Annotated in this window: 17 protein-coding genes; 11 read left to right on the top strand and 6 right to left on the bottom strand. The window is 50.0% G+C overall.

From position 1 onward, the window contains the following. Positions 1–47 precede the first annotated feature (47 nt). Entirely contained in the window at positions 48–533 is a 486-nt protein-coding gene (locus tag KFF03_RS15895; protein WP_255857904.1) for a hypothetical protein, read from the bottom strand. 166 nt (positions 534–699) lie between these two features. On the opposite strand from KFF03_RS15895, the gene KFF03_RS15890 reads away from it, so the two are divergent. After that, positions 700–1,020 (top strand): DUF3392 family protein, encoded by a 321-nt coding sequence (locus KFF03_RS15890; protein WP_255857903.1) that lies wholly within the window; start codon positions 700–702, stop codon positions 1,018–1,020. 583 nt (positions 1,021–1,603) lie between these two features. Continuing rightward, positions 1,604–2,386, top strand: a complete 783-nt coding sequence (locus KFF03_RS15885) for a hypothetical protein (protein ID WP_255857902.1) — start codon at positions 1,604–1,606, stop codon at positions 2,384–2,386. A 47-nt stretch (positions 2,387–2,433) separates the two neighbouring features. On the opposite strand, the gene trmH is transcribed toward KFF03_RS15885, so the two are convergent. Further along, the gene (trmH, locus tag KFF03_RS15880; protein ID WP_255857901.1) at positions 2,434–3,129 is read right to left on the bottom strand and encodes a tRNA (guanosine(18)-2'-O)-methyltransferase TrmH; all 696 of its coding nucleotides are present in this window, start codon (positions 3,127–3,129) and stop codon (positions 2,434–2,436) included. Positions 3,130–3,256: 127 nt separating this feature from the next. Here trmH and cysZ point away from each other — a divergent pair, with 127 nt between their 5' ends. Next, positions 3,257–4,108, top strand: a complete 852-nt coding sequence (cysZ, locus tag KFF03_RS15875) for a sulfate transporter CysZ (RefSeq protein WP_255857900.1) — start codon at positions 3,257–3,259, stop codon at positions 4,106–4,108. Then, positions 4,077–4,994 carry a response regulator gene (locus KFF03_RS15870; protein ID WP_255857899.1) on the top strand — a complete coding sequence of 306 codons (918 nt, stop codon included), beginning with the start codon at positions 4,077–4,079 and terminating at the stop codon, positions 4,992–4,994. The genes cysZ and KFF03_RS15870 overlap by 32 nt, the downstream gene beginning before the upstream one ends. 26 nt (positions 4,995–5,020) lie before the next feature. Here the strand turns inward: KFF03_RS15870 and phoR are convergent, their stop codons facing one another. The 4 genes from phoR to KFF03_RS15850 all read right to left on the bottom strand — a co-directional run bounded on the left by phoR (position 5,021) and on the right by KFF03_RS15850 (position 8,659). Beyond that, complete coding sequence (gene phoR / locus KFF03_RS15865; protein WP_255857898.1) at positions 5,021–6,328, bottom strand: phosphate regulon sensor histidine kinase PhoR; 1,308 nt, start codon at positions 6,326–6,328, stop codon at positions 5,021–5,023. A gap of 3 nt (positions 6,329–6,331) precedes the next feature. Continuing rightward, positions 6,332–7,030 (bottom strand): phosphate regulon transcriptional regulator PhoB, encoded by a 699-nt coding sequence (phoB, locus tag KFF03_RS15860; protein WP_255857896.1) that lies wholly within the window; start codon positions 7,028–7,030, stop codon positions 6,332–6,334. Between the two features lie 134 nt (positions 7,031–7,164). Continuing rightward, a complete protein-coding gene (ubiA, locus tag KFF03_RS15855) occupies positions 7,165–8,076 on the bottom strand; it encodes a 4-hydroxybenzoate octaprenyltransferase (RefSeq protein WP_255857894.1) in 912 nt (303 codons plus the stop codon). A gap of 13 nt (positions 8,077–8,089) precedes the next feature. After that, complete coding sequence (locus KFF03_RS15850) at positions 8,090–8,659, bottom strand: chorismate lyase (protein ID WP_255857893.1); 570 nt, start codon at positions 8,657–8,659, stop codon at positions 8,090–8,092. Between the two features lie 191 nt (positions 8,660–8,850). Between KFF03_RS15850 and KFF03_RS15845 the strand changes: the two genes are divergently transcribed. The 7 genes from KFF03_RS15845 (at position 8,851) to KFF03_RS15815 (ending at position 13,920) form a co-directional block, all read left to right on the top strand. After that, a complete protein-coding gene (locus KFF03_RS15845; RefSeq protein WP_255857892.1) occupies positions 8,851–9,015 on the top strand; it encodes a rubredoxin in 165 nt (54 codons plus the stop codon). A 20-nt stretch (positions 9,016–9,035) separates the two neighbouring features. Continuing rightward, positions 9,036–10,202 carry an FAD-dependent oxidoreductase gene (locus KFF03_RS15840; RefSeq protein ID WP_304941510.1) on the top strand — a complete coding sequence of 389 codons (1,167 nt, stop codon included), beginning with the start codon at positions 9,036–9,038 and terminating at the stop codon, positions 10,200–10,202. Positions 10,203–10,338: 136 nt separating this feature from the next. Beyond that, positions 10,339–10,611, top strand: coding sequence for an HU family DNA-binding protein (locus KFF03_RS15835; RefSeq protein WP_255857891.1), 273 nt, complete (start codon positions 10,339–10,341; stop codon positions 10,609–10,611). Next, a complete protein-coding gene (locus KFF03_RS15830) occupies positions 10,608–11,171 on the top strand; it encodes a DUF1415 domain-containing protein (RefSeq protein ID WP_370647483.1) in 564 nt (187 codons plus the stop codon). Before KFF03_RS15835 ends, KFF03_RS15830 begins: the two co-directional genes overlap by 4 nt. Positions 11,172–11,253: 82 nt before the next feature. Then, positions 11,254–11,628, top strand: coding sequence for a helicase (locus tag KFF03_RS15825; protein WP_255857890.1), 375 nt, complete (start codon positions 11,254–11,256; stop codon positions 11,626–11,628). Between the two features lie 250 nt (positions 11,629–11,878). Further along, complete coding sequence (locus KFF03_RS15820; RefSeq protein WP_255857888.1) at positions 11,879–13,159, top strand: dicarboxylate/amino acid:cation symporter; 1,281 nt, start codon at positions 11,879–11,881, stop codon at positions 13,157–13,159. Then, positions 13,156–13,920 (top strand): hypothetical protein, encoded by a 765-nt coding sequence (locus KFF03_RS15815; protein ID WP_255857886.1) that lies wholly within the window; start codon positions 13,156–13,158, stop codon positions 13,918–13,920. The genes KFF03_RS15820 and KFF03_RS15815 overlap by 4 nt, the downstream gene beginning before the upstream one ends. The last annotated feature ends 30 nt before the right edge of the window (positions 13,921–13,950 follow it).

Raw genomic sequence — 13,950 nt, 5'->3', positions numbered from 1 at the left:
TACGGTAGTACGGGCTTTTTTTATGCCTGAAATAAACCAGTAATGATTCAGAAGCGCATCGACATTTGCAGGCTGTAGCCGTCTGCCTTGGTTTGTTTGCTGAGTGAGTAGCGCCACTCACCAGCTTGAGCTTCCCCTTTGTAAATTCCCCAGGCAGCTTCGGCTGCAAATTTCATTAAATCGGCAGAAGAGTGATTGCGAACGCTGTGATAAGACACCTCTTGCCATTGTTGGGTTTGTACCCAGTGCTGGTAACTATCGTTTTCATCATTGCTGGCAAAGCAGGTTGTGATTGGGCTCATCAAGGCAAAGCAGGTGGCACAGGGTCGCAACCAACGTTGTTTGCTGAGGGTTCTTTTCAGAGTCGCAGAACTGAGAGCGCCCATCTGTAGCAGGATGTTTCCCAGCCGATCTCCCGAGTTAGCTTGCTGTTGCAATGCCTGCTGCAGCTGCGTTGGGGTGATCAGCTGCTGCTTGATCAGCAGGTCGCCTAATCGGTAGGGTGGAGGAGATGATTCATGATTGTTCCGCATTCTGATCAAACCTTCCCGTGAATAAGTACAAGCTCAGAATGGCACAGCCAGCCTGCATCTCCAGTGTATTTCTTTGCTGTTTTGTAGTCTTTCGTAAGTGACTCTCGCACTGGTTTGAAATCGTTACTAGCCTGTTTTCTTAAGCAATTGAATTGACTGAAAAATAATGGTTTTGATCGAAAAGCTGGTGGTTTTCCTGCGTCCACATACCGATGATATCGCCCTGGCACTGGTGGCGACGGCCTTAGTGATTTTTGGTGATCATATTAATTCCGGGCTACGGGTATTAGTGAAGAAGCAAGCTTTTTGGGTGCGTTTGTCGGCGTTTATTGCGTTGTGTTCGGTGGGGTATGGTGCGTTATCCGTTTGGCTAACACCGCTGATTGAAAACCTGCTTCGGAGTTTGCCTGGGTGGCAGTTTTTAACAGTGATTATGGGAAGTTTTGTTTTGGTGGCTTTGTTGGCGCAGAAACAAAAGAAGGTGTGATGGAAAACAAAAAAATCGGACAGCCCGGACGTCCTGTCCGGGCTGTCACAGCACCCTAAAACCATCCTGGTTTGCGATCATCCATGTCACCTAACCTTGGTGATTGATCATCCTTGACTGCTTCCTTAGCGATCTTTCGTCCTGGCGTCCCGGCTTATCTTCCCTGCTCGTGATCCATCACGTTCAGTTAATCCATCATCCATGGGTTTCCGTTCCGTTCTTCCGTGTTGGCAGCCTTGCCATTCCTCTTGAAGATCCTTCTTCGTGTCCTTCAGAGCATCATGCTCTATCATCCTTAAGTGATCATCCAGATCAGCTAACATCCTGTCAGCGCTGCGTCCTGCGGAATTAAAGATAGCAAACTCTGGTGGATCGAAAAGGGAAATGTCGCGCAATGCATTAGTTGTCTAAGTGGGTAATAAATGAAAAATACATTTAAAATCAATGGCTTAAATAAATTCTGCAGCAGTGTTTGGTAAATTGACGAAGGTGATTTATCGATATGTCCTACTACTTTGTGAGATATATCTCACAAGTGACATGGCTGATCTCTGCTAGGGGTTTTACCACGTAAGTATGAGTAATGATGACATTAGCTAAGAACGTTTGCTATTTGCCTCTGGATGGCGAAATTATTCCTTGCCTGAAGTGGGGCATGTTACCGCTGAGACGGCCGGACAAACCCTGGATGCAGCTACCACCGCAGCCAGCGTCAGCCCTGTCTGAAACCGATTACCTGGATCATATGCAGCGTGAATATGAGCGCCTGAACCCCGCTGTTCGGGGGTTGCTGACATTTGATCAGTTTTTGCAGCAAGCACAAAGTAAACGTCCGCAAATTGAAAAAGCGTTAACACAGCACAAGGACAGAATAAGTGCGAAACAGCAGCAAGTAGCGAGCGACTGGTACTACCAGCATTTTTATCATGACCCTGAATCGTTAGCTGCCTGGCAGCAATCGGATGCTGGTTTTCAGCGAATATGGCTGGCATTGGACCCTGATCTGTTGGCACATGAGATAACACCAGTCCAGTTCCGGAATGATGCGCCCGCCCGTTATTGTGAGCGACTCAGCAGCGCGCCTCTGAGTAGTGCGACTTCGAATAATGGTGGCTTGCAACAGTCCGCGCTGGTTGTGCCTGGCAGTGACCTGACGAAGCAGATTCAGGTTCAGGGAACACAAATGAACCTCTTAACCTTGCCGCCTAAGGCTGTCAAAGGCGCTTTATTGGGTATGCACTGTTTGCCTGAGCAAAAAGAAAAGTTTGTTCAATTCTGGAAGAGCGATATGCGCTATCAAAGAAAACCCCTGAGCCAGATGGTCTGGCCCAAAGGCGATTATCAATTCAGCTTTGAGCCGCTATAAAGAAGCCTATTTATTCTGAAGCGGAGGCTATTTTTCTGAAATTGAGGCTACTTTTTCTGAAATTGAGGTGAGTTGATCAGTGCGGAAAATGCCTGAGGATCAGCCAGCTCGCCATCTTCACGTAAGGCCGGATAAGGCAGGTTGTATTTTTTGCACAGCTTAAGCTCAATCGGACGACACCACTCAAACAGCAGGCGTTCATACAGTTCGTCATCCAAACGGCGCTCATCGTATAACCCGGCTTTCTGACGCTGGTGCTGGGCTTCGGTAAGAATGATGGCTGCCGCCACCGACACATTAAACGACTCCACCATACCCTGCATCGGAATAATCAGATGGTGATCCGCCAGCTCGGCAGCAGTATCGCTGATGCCTTCTTTTTCCGTACCCATCATTAATACCGTTGGCTGAGTAAAGTCGTAATCACGGTAGTTAATTGCTTCGTCACTCAGGTGAGCGGCACACACTTTATAACCTTGTTGCTGAAAGCCGGTAATGGCTGAGGCAATATCCGGGTGAGTGTGTTTTTCAATCCAGGAATCTGAACCCGCCAGGGCGGCTGTTTTTAACCGGAAGGTATCGTGTGGCCATACTACATGCACTTCCGGGATGCCCACGGCATCACAGGTACGGGCAATAGCGGCCAGGTTATGCGGTTTGTACACTTCATCGGTCAGTACCGTTAAATCCGGCTGGCGTTTGTCCAGGGTATCTTTGATGCGTTGCAGACGTTCAGGGGTCATGCGTGGAATGCTCCGGCTAAATCACTCAGTCAAAAATTGTAATACTGCCCGGGCTATTGCCGCACCGAGCTAGAATTTGCGGGGGGCGCATTGTATAAAAGCCGCCTGATTGATGCACGAAAAGTTGATGCAAAACGATGCAGGTAGCGATGATATGAAAGGTAATCCGATTCTGGGCTTCAGTTATGTGTGGCGCGGTTTTATGCAGTTAGGCCGCCCGGAACTGCGGCCTTATGTGGCCTGGCCAATTCTGATCAATGCCATTCTGGTATCTTTTCTGAGTTACTCTGGTATTCAGTGGCTGCATGGTTCGATTGAAGACGTGCTGGGGTATGTGCCGTCCTGGCTGGATTGGCTGTACTGGATTCTGATGCCGGTGGCGGTGATGACAGTGCTGCTGATTTTTGCCTATTTCTTCAGTGCCATTCTGGTGGTGATTGCCAGCCCTTTTAATGGCTTACTGAGTGAAAAAGTCGAACAACAGCAAGGTTCGACCATTCCGGATGAATCTATTCCGAGCATGGTGAAACGGACTTTATTGCGGGAACTCACTAAGCTGGGCTACATGTTGCCGCGTTATCTGGGGCTGATCATTATCAGCTTGATTCCGGTGGTGAATCTGGCAGCCCCGTTTTTATGGTTCTGGTTCGGCAGCTGGATTGTGGCGCTGCAATACCTGGATTATTCCTTTGATAACCATACCCGCCCCTTTGCGGAAACCCGCACCACTTTAGGCCAGCAACCTCTGACCGTACTGGGGTTTGGCGCCATCGTAGCGTTACTGATGACCATTCCTCTGGTGAACTGGTTTGTGATGCCAGCGGCGGTGATTGGTGCCACATTATTGCGACTGGAACAAATGCCATTTGTTGACCATGACATTCTTTCGGGCAAAGGCGACACGCTGAACTATGCTTTAAAGAATGATGTAACAACCCGACTGACTGATGGCAAAACTGAAAATTCTGGTGGTGGATGATGCGGCATTCATCCGTGACCTGGTAAAAAAAGCCGTAAAAGATACCTACCCTGGCTGTGAGCTGTTCGAAGCCATTGATGGGCGTAAAGCCATCAGTGTGATGAACAGCCAGGACATCGCCGTGGTGTTGTGTGACTGGGAAATGCCGGAAGTTTCCGGTATTGAAGTGTTGCAGTGGATGCGCGCTGATGAGCGTTATAAACAAGTACCGTTTATGATGATCACCAGCCGAGGCGATCGTGACCATGTTGTGAAAGCCGTGGAAGCCGGTGTCTCCGACTACATTGGCAAACCCTTCACCCGTGATAACTTTGTCGCCAAGCTCAGCAAGTTGGTGTTTAAGCATCATAAAATCCGTCCGAATGTGGCTGATAAGCAGCATGCTACGGGTTTGGGAGGGGATTCTGCCAACGTGCTTGCTGTGGCTTCTGCTAAACCCAATCCAAAAGAAGCCAAGCCAGCCGCTCAGGATATGGGGGGCGCTTCGGTTTTAATGGGCAACAGCAAGTCGGCCAAAGTGGTTGATGAAGCCGCGCCAGCGAAATCCACAACGGCTAAGAAACCCGCAGCGCGTGCCAAAGGCATCGTCAGTGTGCGCTTTGGTTCTGGTGGCTCGGCTAAGTTAGTGATTAAAGATATTAACCTGCAGGAAATGTTGGGTGTGTTCCGTCGTGAAGGCCCGTTACCGGCGTTGTTGGAGCAGGTGGTGCTGGATATCACCGATAAAGAAGGTGGCGATGTCGCCCGAATCAACGGTTATGTACGCATGATGCAGGCGCAGGAGCCGCATGTGGATGCCGAAACGATTCAGATGCTAATTCGTTACGTGGATGATGATCCGGATAAGATGGCGACCCTGTCCAAATATATTGCCAGCGTGCGTTAAAAACGACTTACGTTGCCATAACGGCGTTAAATAGTCGGCTCTGTATCCGTGAGGCAGCGCTCCGCTGGAAAGTGACAGCAGAATTCACTGCCTTGCCCCAGGGTGCTGTGAATTTCCAACTCGGCCTGGTGCCGTAATAACACGTGTTTAACAATCGCCAATCCCAGCCCGGTACCTCCGGTCTGGTTGTTACGACTTGGGTCTGCCCGATAAAAACGCTCGGTGAGTCGTGGTATATGGTGTTCATCAATGCCAGGGCCATTATCTTTCACGCATAAACGTACACCATCCGGGTGACGTGACCAGCTCACCTGAATTTCCCCTCCATCCTGAGTGTATTTCACCGCATTAAAAATCAGGTTTGAGAAGGCGCTGTGTAATTCATCGGTGTAGCCTTTTAACTGGTCATCTGACTGGACTTTCAGTGTTAGCTGGTGATGTCGATCACCACTGAGCGCACGTGCATCAGCAACAATGGTTTCAAGCATTGATCTAATGCTGACAGAATCAGGCTGGTTCTGATGGCTGGTTTCTAAACGTGACAACATCAGCAAATCGGTAATCAGACTTTCCATTCGGCGGCTTTGTTGCGCCATCTGGCTGATCATCCGGCCCCAGCGTGGCGGCAGAGAATCGGCGGCCATGTCCATCGTTTCGATATAGCCGGATACCACGGTTAACGGTGTGCGCAGCTCGTGACTGACATTGGCGACGAAATCTTTGCGCATGGCTTCCAATTGTTTCAGGCGGGTGATGTCATGCACCAGAATCAGTCGGTCCTTACGGCCAAACAGGGTGATATTAAATTGCAGCTGCAACTGAGCATTAACCGGTGATGGGATGGATAATGGCTCATCATAATTGACCGAATCAAAATACCCTTTAAACAGTGGGTTACGAATCAGATTGGTGATGGGTTGGCCGACATCCACTGGTGCTTTGAGGCCTAAAAACTCGCCGGCAGCACGATTCCACCATTCCAGATTGCCATGGCTGTCGACCATTAAAACGGCGTCCTGTAAGGCAGCGGTCGAATCCTGAATACGATTAATAATGGCCTGTAGCCGTTGCTGGTGTTTTTGGCTGCGTTGCTGCAAGCGCTGGGTTTGGTAAAAAATACTGCCCCAGATGCCGTATGTCGAAGGAAGTTGTGTGCTTTGACCTTGCTGAAGCCAGTGGTGTAGGCGGTAGAGTTGTAACCATTGCCAGAGAATATACAGACCACAGGCAAAAGCGAAAGAAAAACTGAACTCGTTGAAAAAATAGCCTGCTGCCAGTGCCGTTGCCAGCAATAGCAGCAGAGGGCGCAACTCCCTGCGCCAGGCTGGATTCATCACTTACGATGCTTTGGTTGAAAAGCGATAACCGGTGCCACGAACGGTCTGGATCAGGTGGTCGTGGGCATCACCGAGTGCTTTGCGTAAACGGCGAATATGAACATCCACGGTACGCTCTTCAACATACACGTTGCCCCCCCAAACCTGATCCAACAACTGCGCACGCGAGTAGGCGCGCTCCTGGTGGGTCATAAAAAATTGCAGCAGGCGATATTCAGTCGGACCAATATCAATCGGCGACTCATGCGACATCACCCGGTGGCAGACCGGATCCAGTACCAGGCCACCTACGGCAATCGGCTCTTCAATACCTTGTGGTGTGGCACGACGCAGTACAGCCTTCAGTCGAGCAACCAGCTCTCGCGGTGAAAACGGTTTGGTGATGTAATCATCCGCGCCTGCTTCCAGCCCCTGTACCTTGTTATCTTCTTCACCTTTGGCGGTGAGCATGATAATCGGCAGCTCGGCGGTCAGCTCTTCACGCTTCAAACGACGTGCAAACTCGACACCGCTGGTTCCCGGTAACATCCAGTCCAGCAGGATCATATCGGGTTGGCGGTCAACCACTTGTGAGTGTGCTTCCTGTGCGGTGGCCGCTTCCAGACATTCATAGCCAGCCATTTCCAGAGCGACAGCAATCATCTCGCGGATTGGGGCTTCGTCATCAACGATCAGTACGGTTTTACCTGCTTTACTCATAGTTCCAGTCACGCAAGTGTCATATTTGATAATGCGCGGTATTACACTGGGATAATGTTACAAGCATGTGACAGGTGGGTGATGCCAACCCGGCTTTTCTACAAAGTTGTCATATTACTGTCTTATTACCAGACTCACGTCAGTAAATAATGCAGCGCCAGACCTAACCAGATAATGAGTCCGAACCAATGACTCTGACGGAAAGTGGCAAAACAAATGTCGCGTTCTCGTGAGCGGATATTCCATACCTGCCAGCTGAGAAAAGCCGCACCGGCCAGTAACGCCAGGTAATACGGCCAGCTGAGTTCTAACTGGCTACCGGCCAGCAGTAAGGCAAACACGGCAATGCCTTTGAGTGTGGCTACCATCACGATGTCCATATCGCCAAATAAAACGGCCGTGGATTTCACCCCGATTTTGATGTCATCGTCACGATCGACCATGGCATAAACCGTATCGTAAGCAACCGTCCAGCTCAGGTTAGCGATATACAGCAACCACACAACAGCAGGCAGCTCGTTGCTTTGTGCGGCAAAGGCCATTGGAATCGCCCAGGAAAACGCGGCCCCTAATACCACCTGTGGCAGATGGGTATGGCGTTTCATAAAAGGATAAAGCGAGGCCAGAGCCAGGCCGCCAAATGACAGTAATACCGTGAATTGATTGGTGAATAACACCAACACAAACGCCACAATAATCAGGATGGCAAAAGTAATCAGCGCTTCTTTGGCGGTGATTTTACCGGTTGCTAATGGGCGTGTATGCGTTCGCTTTACATGCCCATCAATGTCTCGGTCGGCAAAGTCATTGATGACACAGCCCGCCGAGCGCATTAAAAAAACACCCAGAACAAAAATGCAGGTATTGGCCAAGGAAGGATGCCCTTCGCCTGCGATCCATAAGGCCCATAAGGTTGGCCACAGTAGCAGGTAAGAACCGACGGGTTTGTCGATACGGGTCAGCTGAACCCAATCAAACCAGCGTGGAAAATATCGATCTAATTGTTGTTGCAAAACGCGCTGTAGGGGCTGCAAGACAGAAGACATAACACCGTTCACATCACTGCGGAGTCAGCCCCGCCAGTTGTTGGGAAAAGGCTTCCGATACCATCAGGGGTTTATCGCCCAGGGTAAATACCGAATGCCGGCACCATTCTAGCGCTAACGGGTTTGAATTGCAGTGAGAAACCATCAGAGGCTGACGCTTCAGGTTTGGCTGGCGGAAGAGATAACTGCCCAGAGACTGCTTGCCCAGATATTGCAGGCGACGTTCCTGGCCGGTCAGCGTGGGTAGCGGGATGGCGGTACGGGCGTATACCAGTGGTTGGTTGTTCACATGCAGAATCACCTCTCTGACCCAAACCTTGCACTGATGAGCCAGGCTAAGGCGCTGCTGTTCCAGTGGCGTTGGTCGGCCGTGATACTCGCGCACGATTTCGACCCGGAAGTCTCCGAGCTGGCTGAGCCTGGCGGTCAGTGAACCATGGTCAAATAACCAATCTCGCCAATCATTCGGAAGGCTGGATGGCACAATACGATTTCGGGTCGACCAGTTGGGTGCAAGCGGATGCAGAATGTGGTGTAACGCTGAACTGTTCATCGCCGCGCAGGATGCTCGAAAGTTGCTCATTTCGCAAGGAAAAACCCCGCTGCAAGTGACAGCTCAGCGATGAAATCATTCGATTGCTGACATCTTTCAACCATCCGATGCCGGTAAATGACCGTTGCTTTTAGTCACTGGCATCAGTAGCGTTACGACTTCTCCAAAGCTGCCAGGTTCTGATGGCAGAGTGTGATTAGTAATAATAAGAGAGATTCATCATGAAAAGATGGCAATGTGTTGTTTGTGGCTGGATTTACGACGAAGCAGAAGGCGCACCGGAAGAAGGTATCCCACCAGGTACGGCCTGGGATGATGTCCCCGATGATTTTATCTGTCCGGATTGCGGTGTTGGTAAGGATGATTTTGAAATGGTCGAAATCTGAGAAGCGTTTAAGGAATTACTATGAGCAGTACCCCTGACATGACACAACCGATTGTTGTTATTGGTTCAGGCCTGGCGGGATATAACCTGGTTAAGGAATGTCGCAAGCTGAATCCGGATCAGAGCATTCTGATGATCACCGCCGATGATGGTCGTAATTATTCTAAGCCGATGTTATCAACCGGCTTTGGAAAAAATAAAACGGCAGATGAATTAGCGATGTCGACCGCCGCAGATATGGCAGAGCAGCTGAATATTGTTATTCGCACTCACACCCGGGTGACGAACATCGATGCGGCATCCAAAACCGTCTTCGTCGGTGAAGAACCCATTGCCTACAGCAAGCTGGTATTGGCATGGGGCGCTGAAGCGCTGAGCCCTCGTATTGAAGGGGATGCCGAAGACCACATCTATTCCATCAATGATTTACAGGATTATGCGCAGTTCCGCGCTGCGGCCGAGGGCAAAAAACGGGTACTGATTATGGGCGCAGGCCTGATTGGTGCTGAATTTGCCAATGATATGGTCAGTGGTGGGTTTGATGTGGATGTGGTGGCGCCGTGTGATCATATTCTGCCGTCCTTATTACCTGAAGAAGCGGCCAATGCTGTTCAGCAAGGGCTTGAAGGTTTGGGTGTTCGTTTTCACCTGGGTCCACTGGTCACTCGCATCAGCAAAGAAAATGATGCGCTGGTGGCGTACCTGAGTAATGGCCAGACCATTGAAACCGATCTGGTTGTTTCCGCCATTGGTTTGCGCCCGCGTCTGGATCTGGCGGTAAAAGCCGGTTTGCAGGTTAGCCACGGCATTGTGGTGAATCGTGAGCTGCAAACCAGCGAAGCGGACATCTATGCTTTGGGTGATTGTGCCGAAGTTGAAGGTCATGTGTTGTTGTATGTCTTGCCATTGATGGCGTCGGCCCGAGCCTTGGCGAAAACACTCACTGGCACCACCACGCCGGTCAGTTATGGTGTGATGCCGGTGACTGTCAAAACTCCGGTAGTTCCGGTAGCGGTCGCTCCAGTTGCGGCCAATAGTGACGGAAACTGGTCAATTGATGCGCAAGGAAGCGATGTTCAGGCAGAATTTCGCAATTCTGAGGGCAAATTGCTCGGGTATGCTTTGACCGGAGCCAAGGTTATGAATAAAGTAGCGCTCAACAAAGAATTGGCTCCCCTGATGCCATAGGGCAGGTTGTTAAAGCCAGTCAGAGAGTCGAGTGTGTGGTTTTATCAGCACTCTTAATTCCGTTGTTTGTTATTTACACGATATTGACCCCGGAGTTTTGCCGGGGATGTTATCCAATACAATAAGGATTTATTCCATGCGTAAACCAGAACTGGCTGCGGCCATTGCTGAACAAGCTGATCTGAGCAAAGAAAAAGCATCTGAAGTAATCAACGCGATTACTGATCAGATTGCCAAAGCACTGAGCGAAGGCGATTCCGTAAGCCTGATCGGTTTTGGTACTTTTGAAGTACGCGACCGTAAAGAGCGTCAGGGCAAAAACCCACAGACTGGTGAGCCAATCACCATTCCTGCGGCGAAAGTACCTGCATTCAAAGCCGGTAAGGCTCTGAAAGAGGCAGTACAATAAGTACTGATGCCCAGCTGCTGACTCGTGAGTGGGTAAAGCAGCTGGTGATTGGCGAAGGGCTCTGTCCCTTCGCTCACCCCGTGTTCGACACCTTGCTGATTGACGTCAGCCACAGCTCCGATCTTGAAACCGTTACCGCTGAGTTTATGCACCTGCTGCAACGGGTTGCTGAGGCGGATCCGCAACAACTTCCTACGGCATTGTTTGTAACCCCTGAGGTACTGCACGATTTTGATGAGTACTGGAATTGGGTGGGTATCTGCGACAACCTGCTGTATCAGCTGGGTTATGAAGGAATATTACAGCTGGCAACCTTCCATCCGCTGTACCTGTTTGAGGGTGAAGATGAAGCGGATATGAGCCACTTCACTAACCGCGCTCCGTATCCCACTTTGCACATTATTCGTGAAGCCGAAATGGAAGCAGTATTGGCTTCTGCGACCAAACCAGAGCGCATTCCGGAAAGAAATCGCAAACATATGCGTCGTTTAGGGCGAGAAGGGCTGTTAAAAGCTATGCCTGCTCTGGCAAAATCGCGAGTGTTTGACGACCAGCGCTGATGTCTGTTTATCCAATCCAGCGACTGGCTAACGAGCGACAACACCCAATGACGTATGACTCAAGTAATTAAGGATCATAACCATGATTAAATTCCGCTTATTATTATGGGCCCTTGGCCTGATGATGAAAAAAGGCGCTAAGAACAACCCGGATTTTCAGAAGCAACTGGAAGGCAAAGATTTTGCGTTTCAGATTCAGACACAGGATGGCGGTATTGTTCGTCATTACGTGATTAAAGATCAAAAAGTGAAATCCAAAGGCAAAGCACACGTTGAACCAGCTTTTACCATCAGCTTTAAAGATGCTGAAACCGGCCTGGGCATCATGACGGCCAAAGATAAAAATGCGTTTATGAAAGGCATTCAGGATAAAAACATTGTGATTTCCGGAGACTTCTCTCTGGTTATGTGGTTCCAGGGCATTGTTAAGTACCTGAAGCCGAAAAAGAAAAAGTAACATGCAAGTAAGCATCTTCATCGATGCATGACAGGGTGATTACAGGTGATGTTTTTGAGAGCAGCAACAGGATGTTGCGACCGCCCGGCAGACACATGGACAAAATGCAGGATGCATATTTTGCACAGCGTAGCTGCCCGAAGGGGTAGGTACATGGATGTACCTAATGAAGTGCCTTCGGGGCGGCGGTAAAAAATATCATCTGTGATCAACTCTGTATCAGAATTAAGAAAACAACAAGGAACCTGAGATGAATCTGACTAAACGAATTCTGATTGCCATGGCATTGGCGGTGGTGCTTGGCAGTATCACTCAGGTTTTGCTATCCGACGACACACTGAACAGCACACTGCGCTACCTGCTGGATGATGTGCTGGCCAACGGCCTGTTTTTTGTCATTGGCAAAATTTTTGTTGCCAGCTTAAAAGTGCTGGTGGTGCCGCTGGTTTTTGTATCTCTGGTGTGTGGTGTTTGCCACCTGAAAGACCAAAGCAGCCTCGGTTTACTCAGCCTAAAAACCATTGGCTTGTATATTATTACAACCGGCTTAGCCATTTCCCTGGCGCTATTTCTGGCGACCCTGTTTGAGCCGGGTTCGGGCGTATCATTACAAACCGAAGCCAGCTATAAGGCCCCGGCTGAAACATCGCTGAAGCAGGTGTTTATCAATATCTTCCCGACCAATCCGATTGCCGCCATGGCTGAAGGTAAAATGCTGCAGGTAATTGTGTTTGCAGTATTGATTGGTTTGGCGATTGGTCGTGCCGGTACCGCCGGTGATCGCATTGGCGCTACCTTTAATGACTGGAACGAAGTATTGATGAAGCTGGTGACTTTACTGATGTCACTGGCGCCTTATGGTGTGTTTGCGTTGTTATTCAGCCTGTTTGCCAAACAAGGTCTGGGCACCATTGGCGACTTAGCCATTTACATGCTGACAGTGGTGAGTGCTCTGGCGGTGCATGCCTTTGTAGTGTATCCGTTGATTCTGAAAACCCTGACGGGTCTGTCGCCGCTGACTTTCCTGAAAAAAATGCGTAATACCCAGTTATTTGCCTTCAGTACCGCCTCCAGTAATGCCACGTTGCCGATCACATTGCGAACCGTTGAACAACGATTGGGTGCAGACAACCGTGTTGCCTCCTTTGCCGTGCCATTAGGGGCCACCATCAATATGGACGGTACGGCGATTATGCAGGGGGTTGCGACGGTCTTTATTGCTCAGGCCTTTGCGCTGGATCTGGCTCTGACAGACTACTTGCTGGTCATTGTCACTGCGATGCTGGCGTCTATTGGTACGGCCGGTGTTCCGGGTGTGGGGCTGGTGACATTGGCTCTGGTGTTACAACAAGTGGGCCTGCCGGTGGAAGGTATTGCCCTGATTATTGGTGTCGACCGTATTCTCGATATGATTCGTACCGCGGTGAATGTCACCGGTGACGCCATGGTATCCGTGACGGTGGCACACAGTGAGGGGGCATTGGATAAAGCGGTGTTTGACGACGCGGCTGCCGGAGACGTTAAAGCATGATTCGCCTGTTCTTGATATGTGTTGGGATGGCCGTTACTTCAGCCAACCTGATGGCACAGCCGGCATTGGTTGAAGCCGCCAGTGTCAGTGCGTCGACTGCTGAAACTCCGGCTGCTGAAACCCTGGCTCGTGCCGAACGGCTGAATGAGATCATTCGCTTATCCGGACTGACAGGGCTGAGTCTGCAAGCCCGCCATTTGGCGCAACGTGAATTAAATAACCAACAAGCGGCTTTGGGCTTTCAGTATCAGGTTGCTGGCCGGGTTGCTCAGCTGTGGTCACCACAATCATTAACTGCTCGTCTTAAGCAACCGCTCGAAAGCCTGACTGAACAACAGTTGCAGCAGTTATTCTCGACGCTGAACAGCAAGGTCATGCGTCAGGCGAGAACAAAAGAAAACCAAGCGGTTGATCATCAGAATTCTCCTGAATTTCTCGCCTATGTTGAAAAGCTCAGAGCGCAGCCACCGTCGTCGGGTCGTCTGAAAACGATTGTCGATTTAGATCGCGCGATGCATTTTTCAGATCTGATATTACAGACCCGTGCGTCTGTTTATGCACAGTTGCAGCAGGTTCTGAAAGATTGGCAACCTCCTCAGGATTGGCAGCAGCTTTTGCGTGCCGAAGTGCATGAATTTTTGTTGTTCACCTATCGCCGCACCCCGAATGACGGCATTCAGACATTAACCCGGGCTTATCAACAGCCGGCCCTACAACAATGGTTGCAGGATTCTTCCGGCTTATTGAAAGAAGAAGGCTAAAAGACGAGGGCTGATAGGGCGCACCTAACG

Origin of the sequence: Bacterioplanoides sp. SCSIO 12839, assembly GCF_024397975.1 — a bacterium.
In the GTDB taxonomy this organism is placed as follows: Bacteria; Pseudomonadota; Gammaproteobacteria; order Pseudomonadales; family Oceanobacteraceae; genus Bacterioplanoides.
Note: the sequence above shows the minus strand (reverse complement) of the source record. Positions and strands in the feature narration are given on the sequence as shown.

Coding starts and splice junctions, on each gene's coding strand:
- trmH (WP_255857901.1), bottom strand. CDS start 3,129: ATGACCCCTGAACGTCTGCAACGCATCAAAGATACCCTGGACAAACGC.
- KFF03_RS15820 (WP_255857888.1), top strand. CDS start 11,879: ATGAATCTGACTAAACGAATTCTGATTGCCATGGCATTGGCGGTGGTG.
- KFF03_RS15835 (WP_255857891.1), top strand. CDS start 10,339: ATGCGTAAACCAGAACTGGCTGCGGCCATTGCTGAACAAGCTGATCTG.
- KFF03_RS15885 (WP_255857902.1), top strand. CDS start 1,604: ATGATGACATTAGCTAAGAACGTTTGCTATTTGCCTCTGGATGGCGAA.
- phoB (WP_255857896.1), bottom strand. CDS start 7,030: ATGAGTAAAGCAGGTAAAACCGTACTGATCGTTGATGACGAAGCCCCA.
- KFF03_RS15895 (WP_255857904.1), bottom strand. CDS start 533: ATGCGGAACAATCATGAATCATCTCCTCCACCCTACCGATTAGGCGAC.
- KFF03_RS15815 (WP_255857886.1), top strand. CDS start 13,156: ATGATTCGCCTGTTCTTGATATGTGTTGGGATGGCCGTTACTTCAGCC.
- KFF03_RS15840 (WP_304941510.1), top strand. CDS start 9,036: ATGAGCAGTACCCCTGACATGACACAACCGATTGTTGTTATTGGTTCA.
- KFF03_RS15850 (WP_255857893.1), bottom strand. CDS start 8,659: ATGAGCAACTTTCGAGCATCCTGCGCGGCGATGAACAGTTCAGCGTTA.
- KFF03_RS15870 (WP_255857899.1), top strand. CDS start 4,077: ATGGCAAAACTGAAAATTCTGGTGGTGGATGATGCGGCATTCATCCGT.
- phoR (WP_255857898.1), bottom strand. CDS start 6,328: ATGAATCCAGCCTGGCGCAGGGAGTTGCGCCCTCTGCTGCTATTGCTG.
- KFF03_RS15825 (WP_255857890.1), top strand. CDS start 11,254: ATGATTAAATTCCGCTTATTATTATGGGCCCTTGGCCTGATGATGAAA.
- ubiA (WP_255857894.1), bottom strand. CDS start 8,076: ATGTCTTCTGTCTTGCAGCCCCTACAGCGCGTTTTGCAACAACAATTA.
- cysZ (WP_255857900.1), top strand. CDS start 3,257: ATGCAAAACGATGCAGGTAGCGATGATATGAAAGGTAATCCGATTCTG.
- KFF03_RS15890 (WP_255857903.1), top strand. CDS start 700: ATGGTTTTGATCGAAAAGCTGGTGGTTTTCCTGCGTCCACATACCGAT.
- KFF03_RS15845 (WP_255857892.1), top strand. CDS start 8,851: ATGAAAAGATGGCAATGTGTTGTTTGTGGCTGGATTTACGACGAAGCA.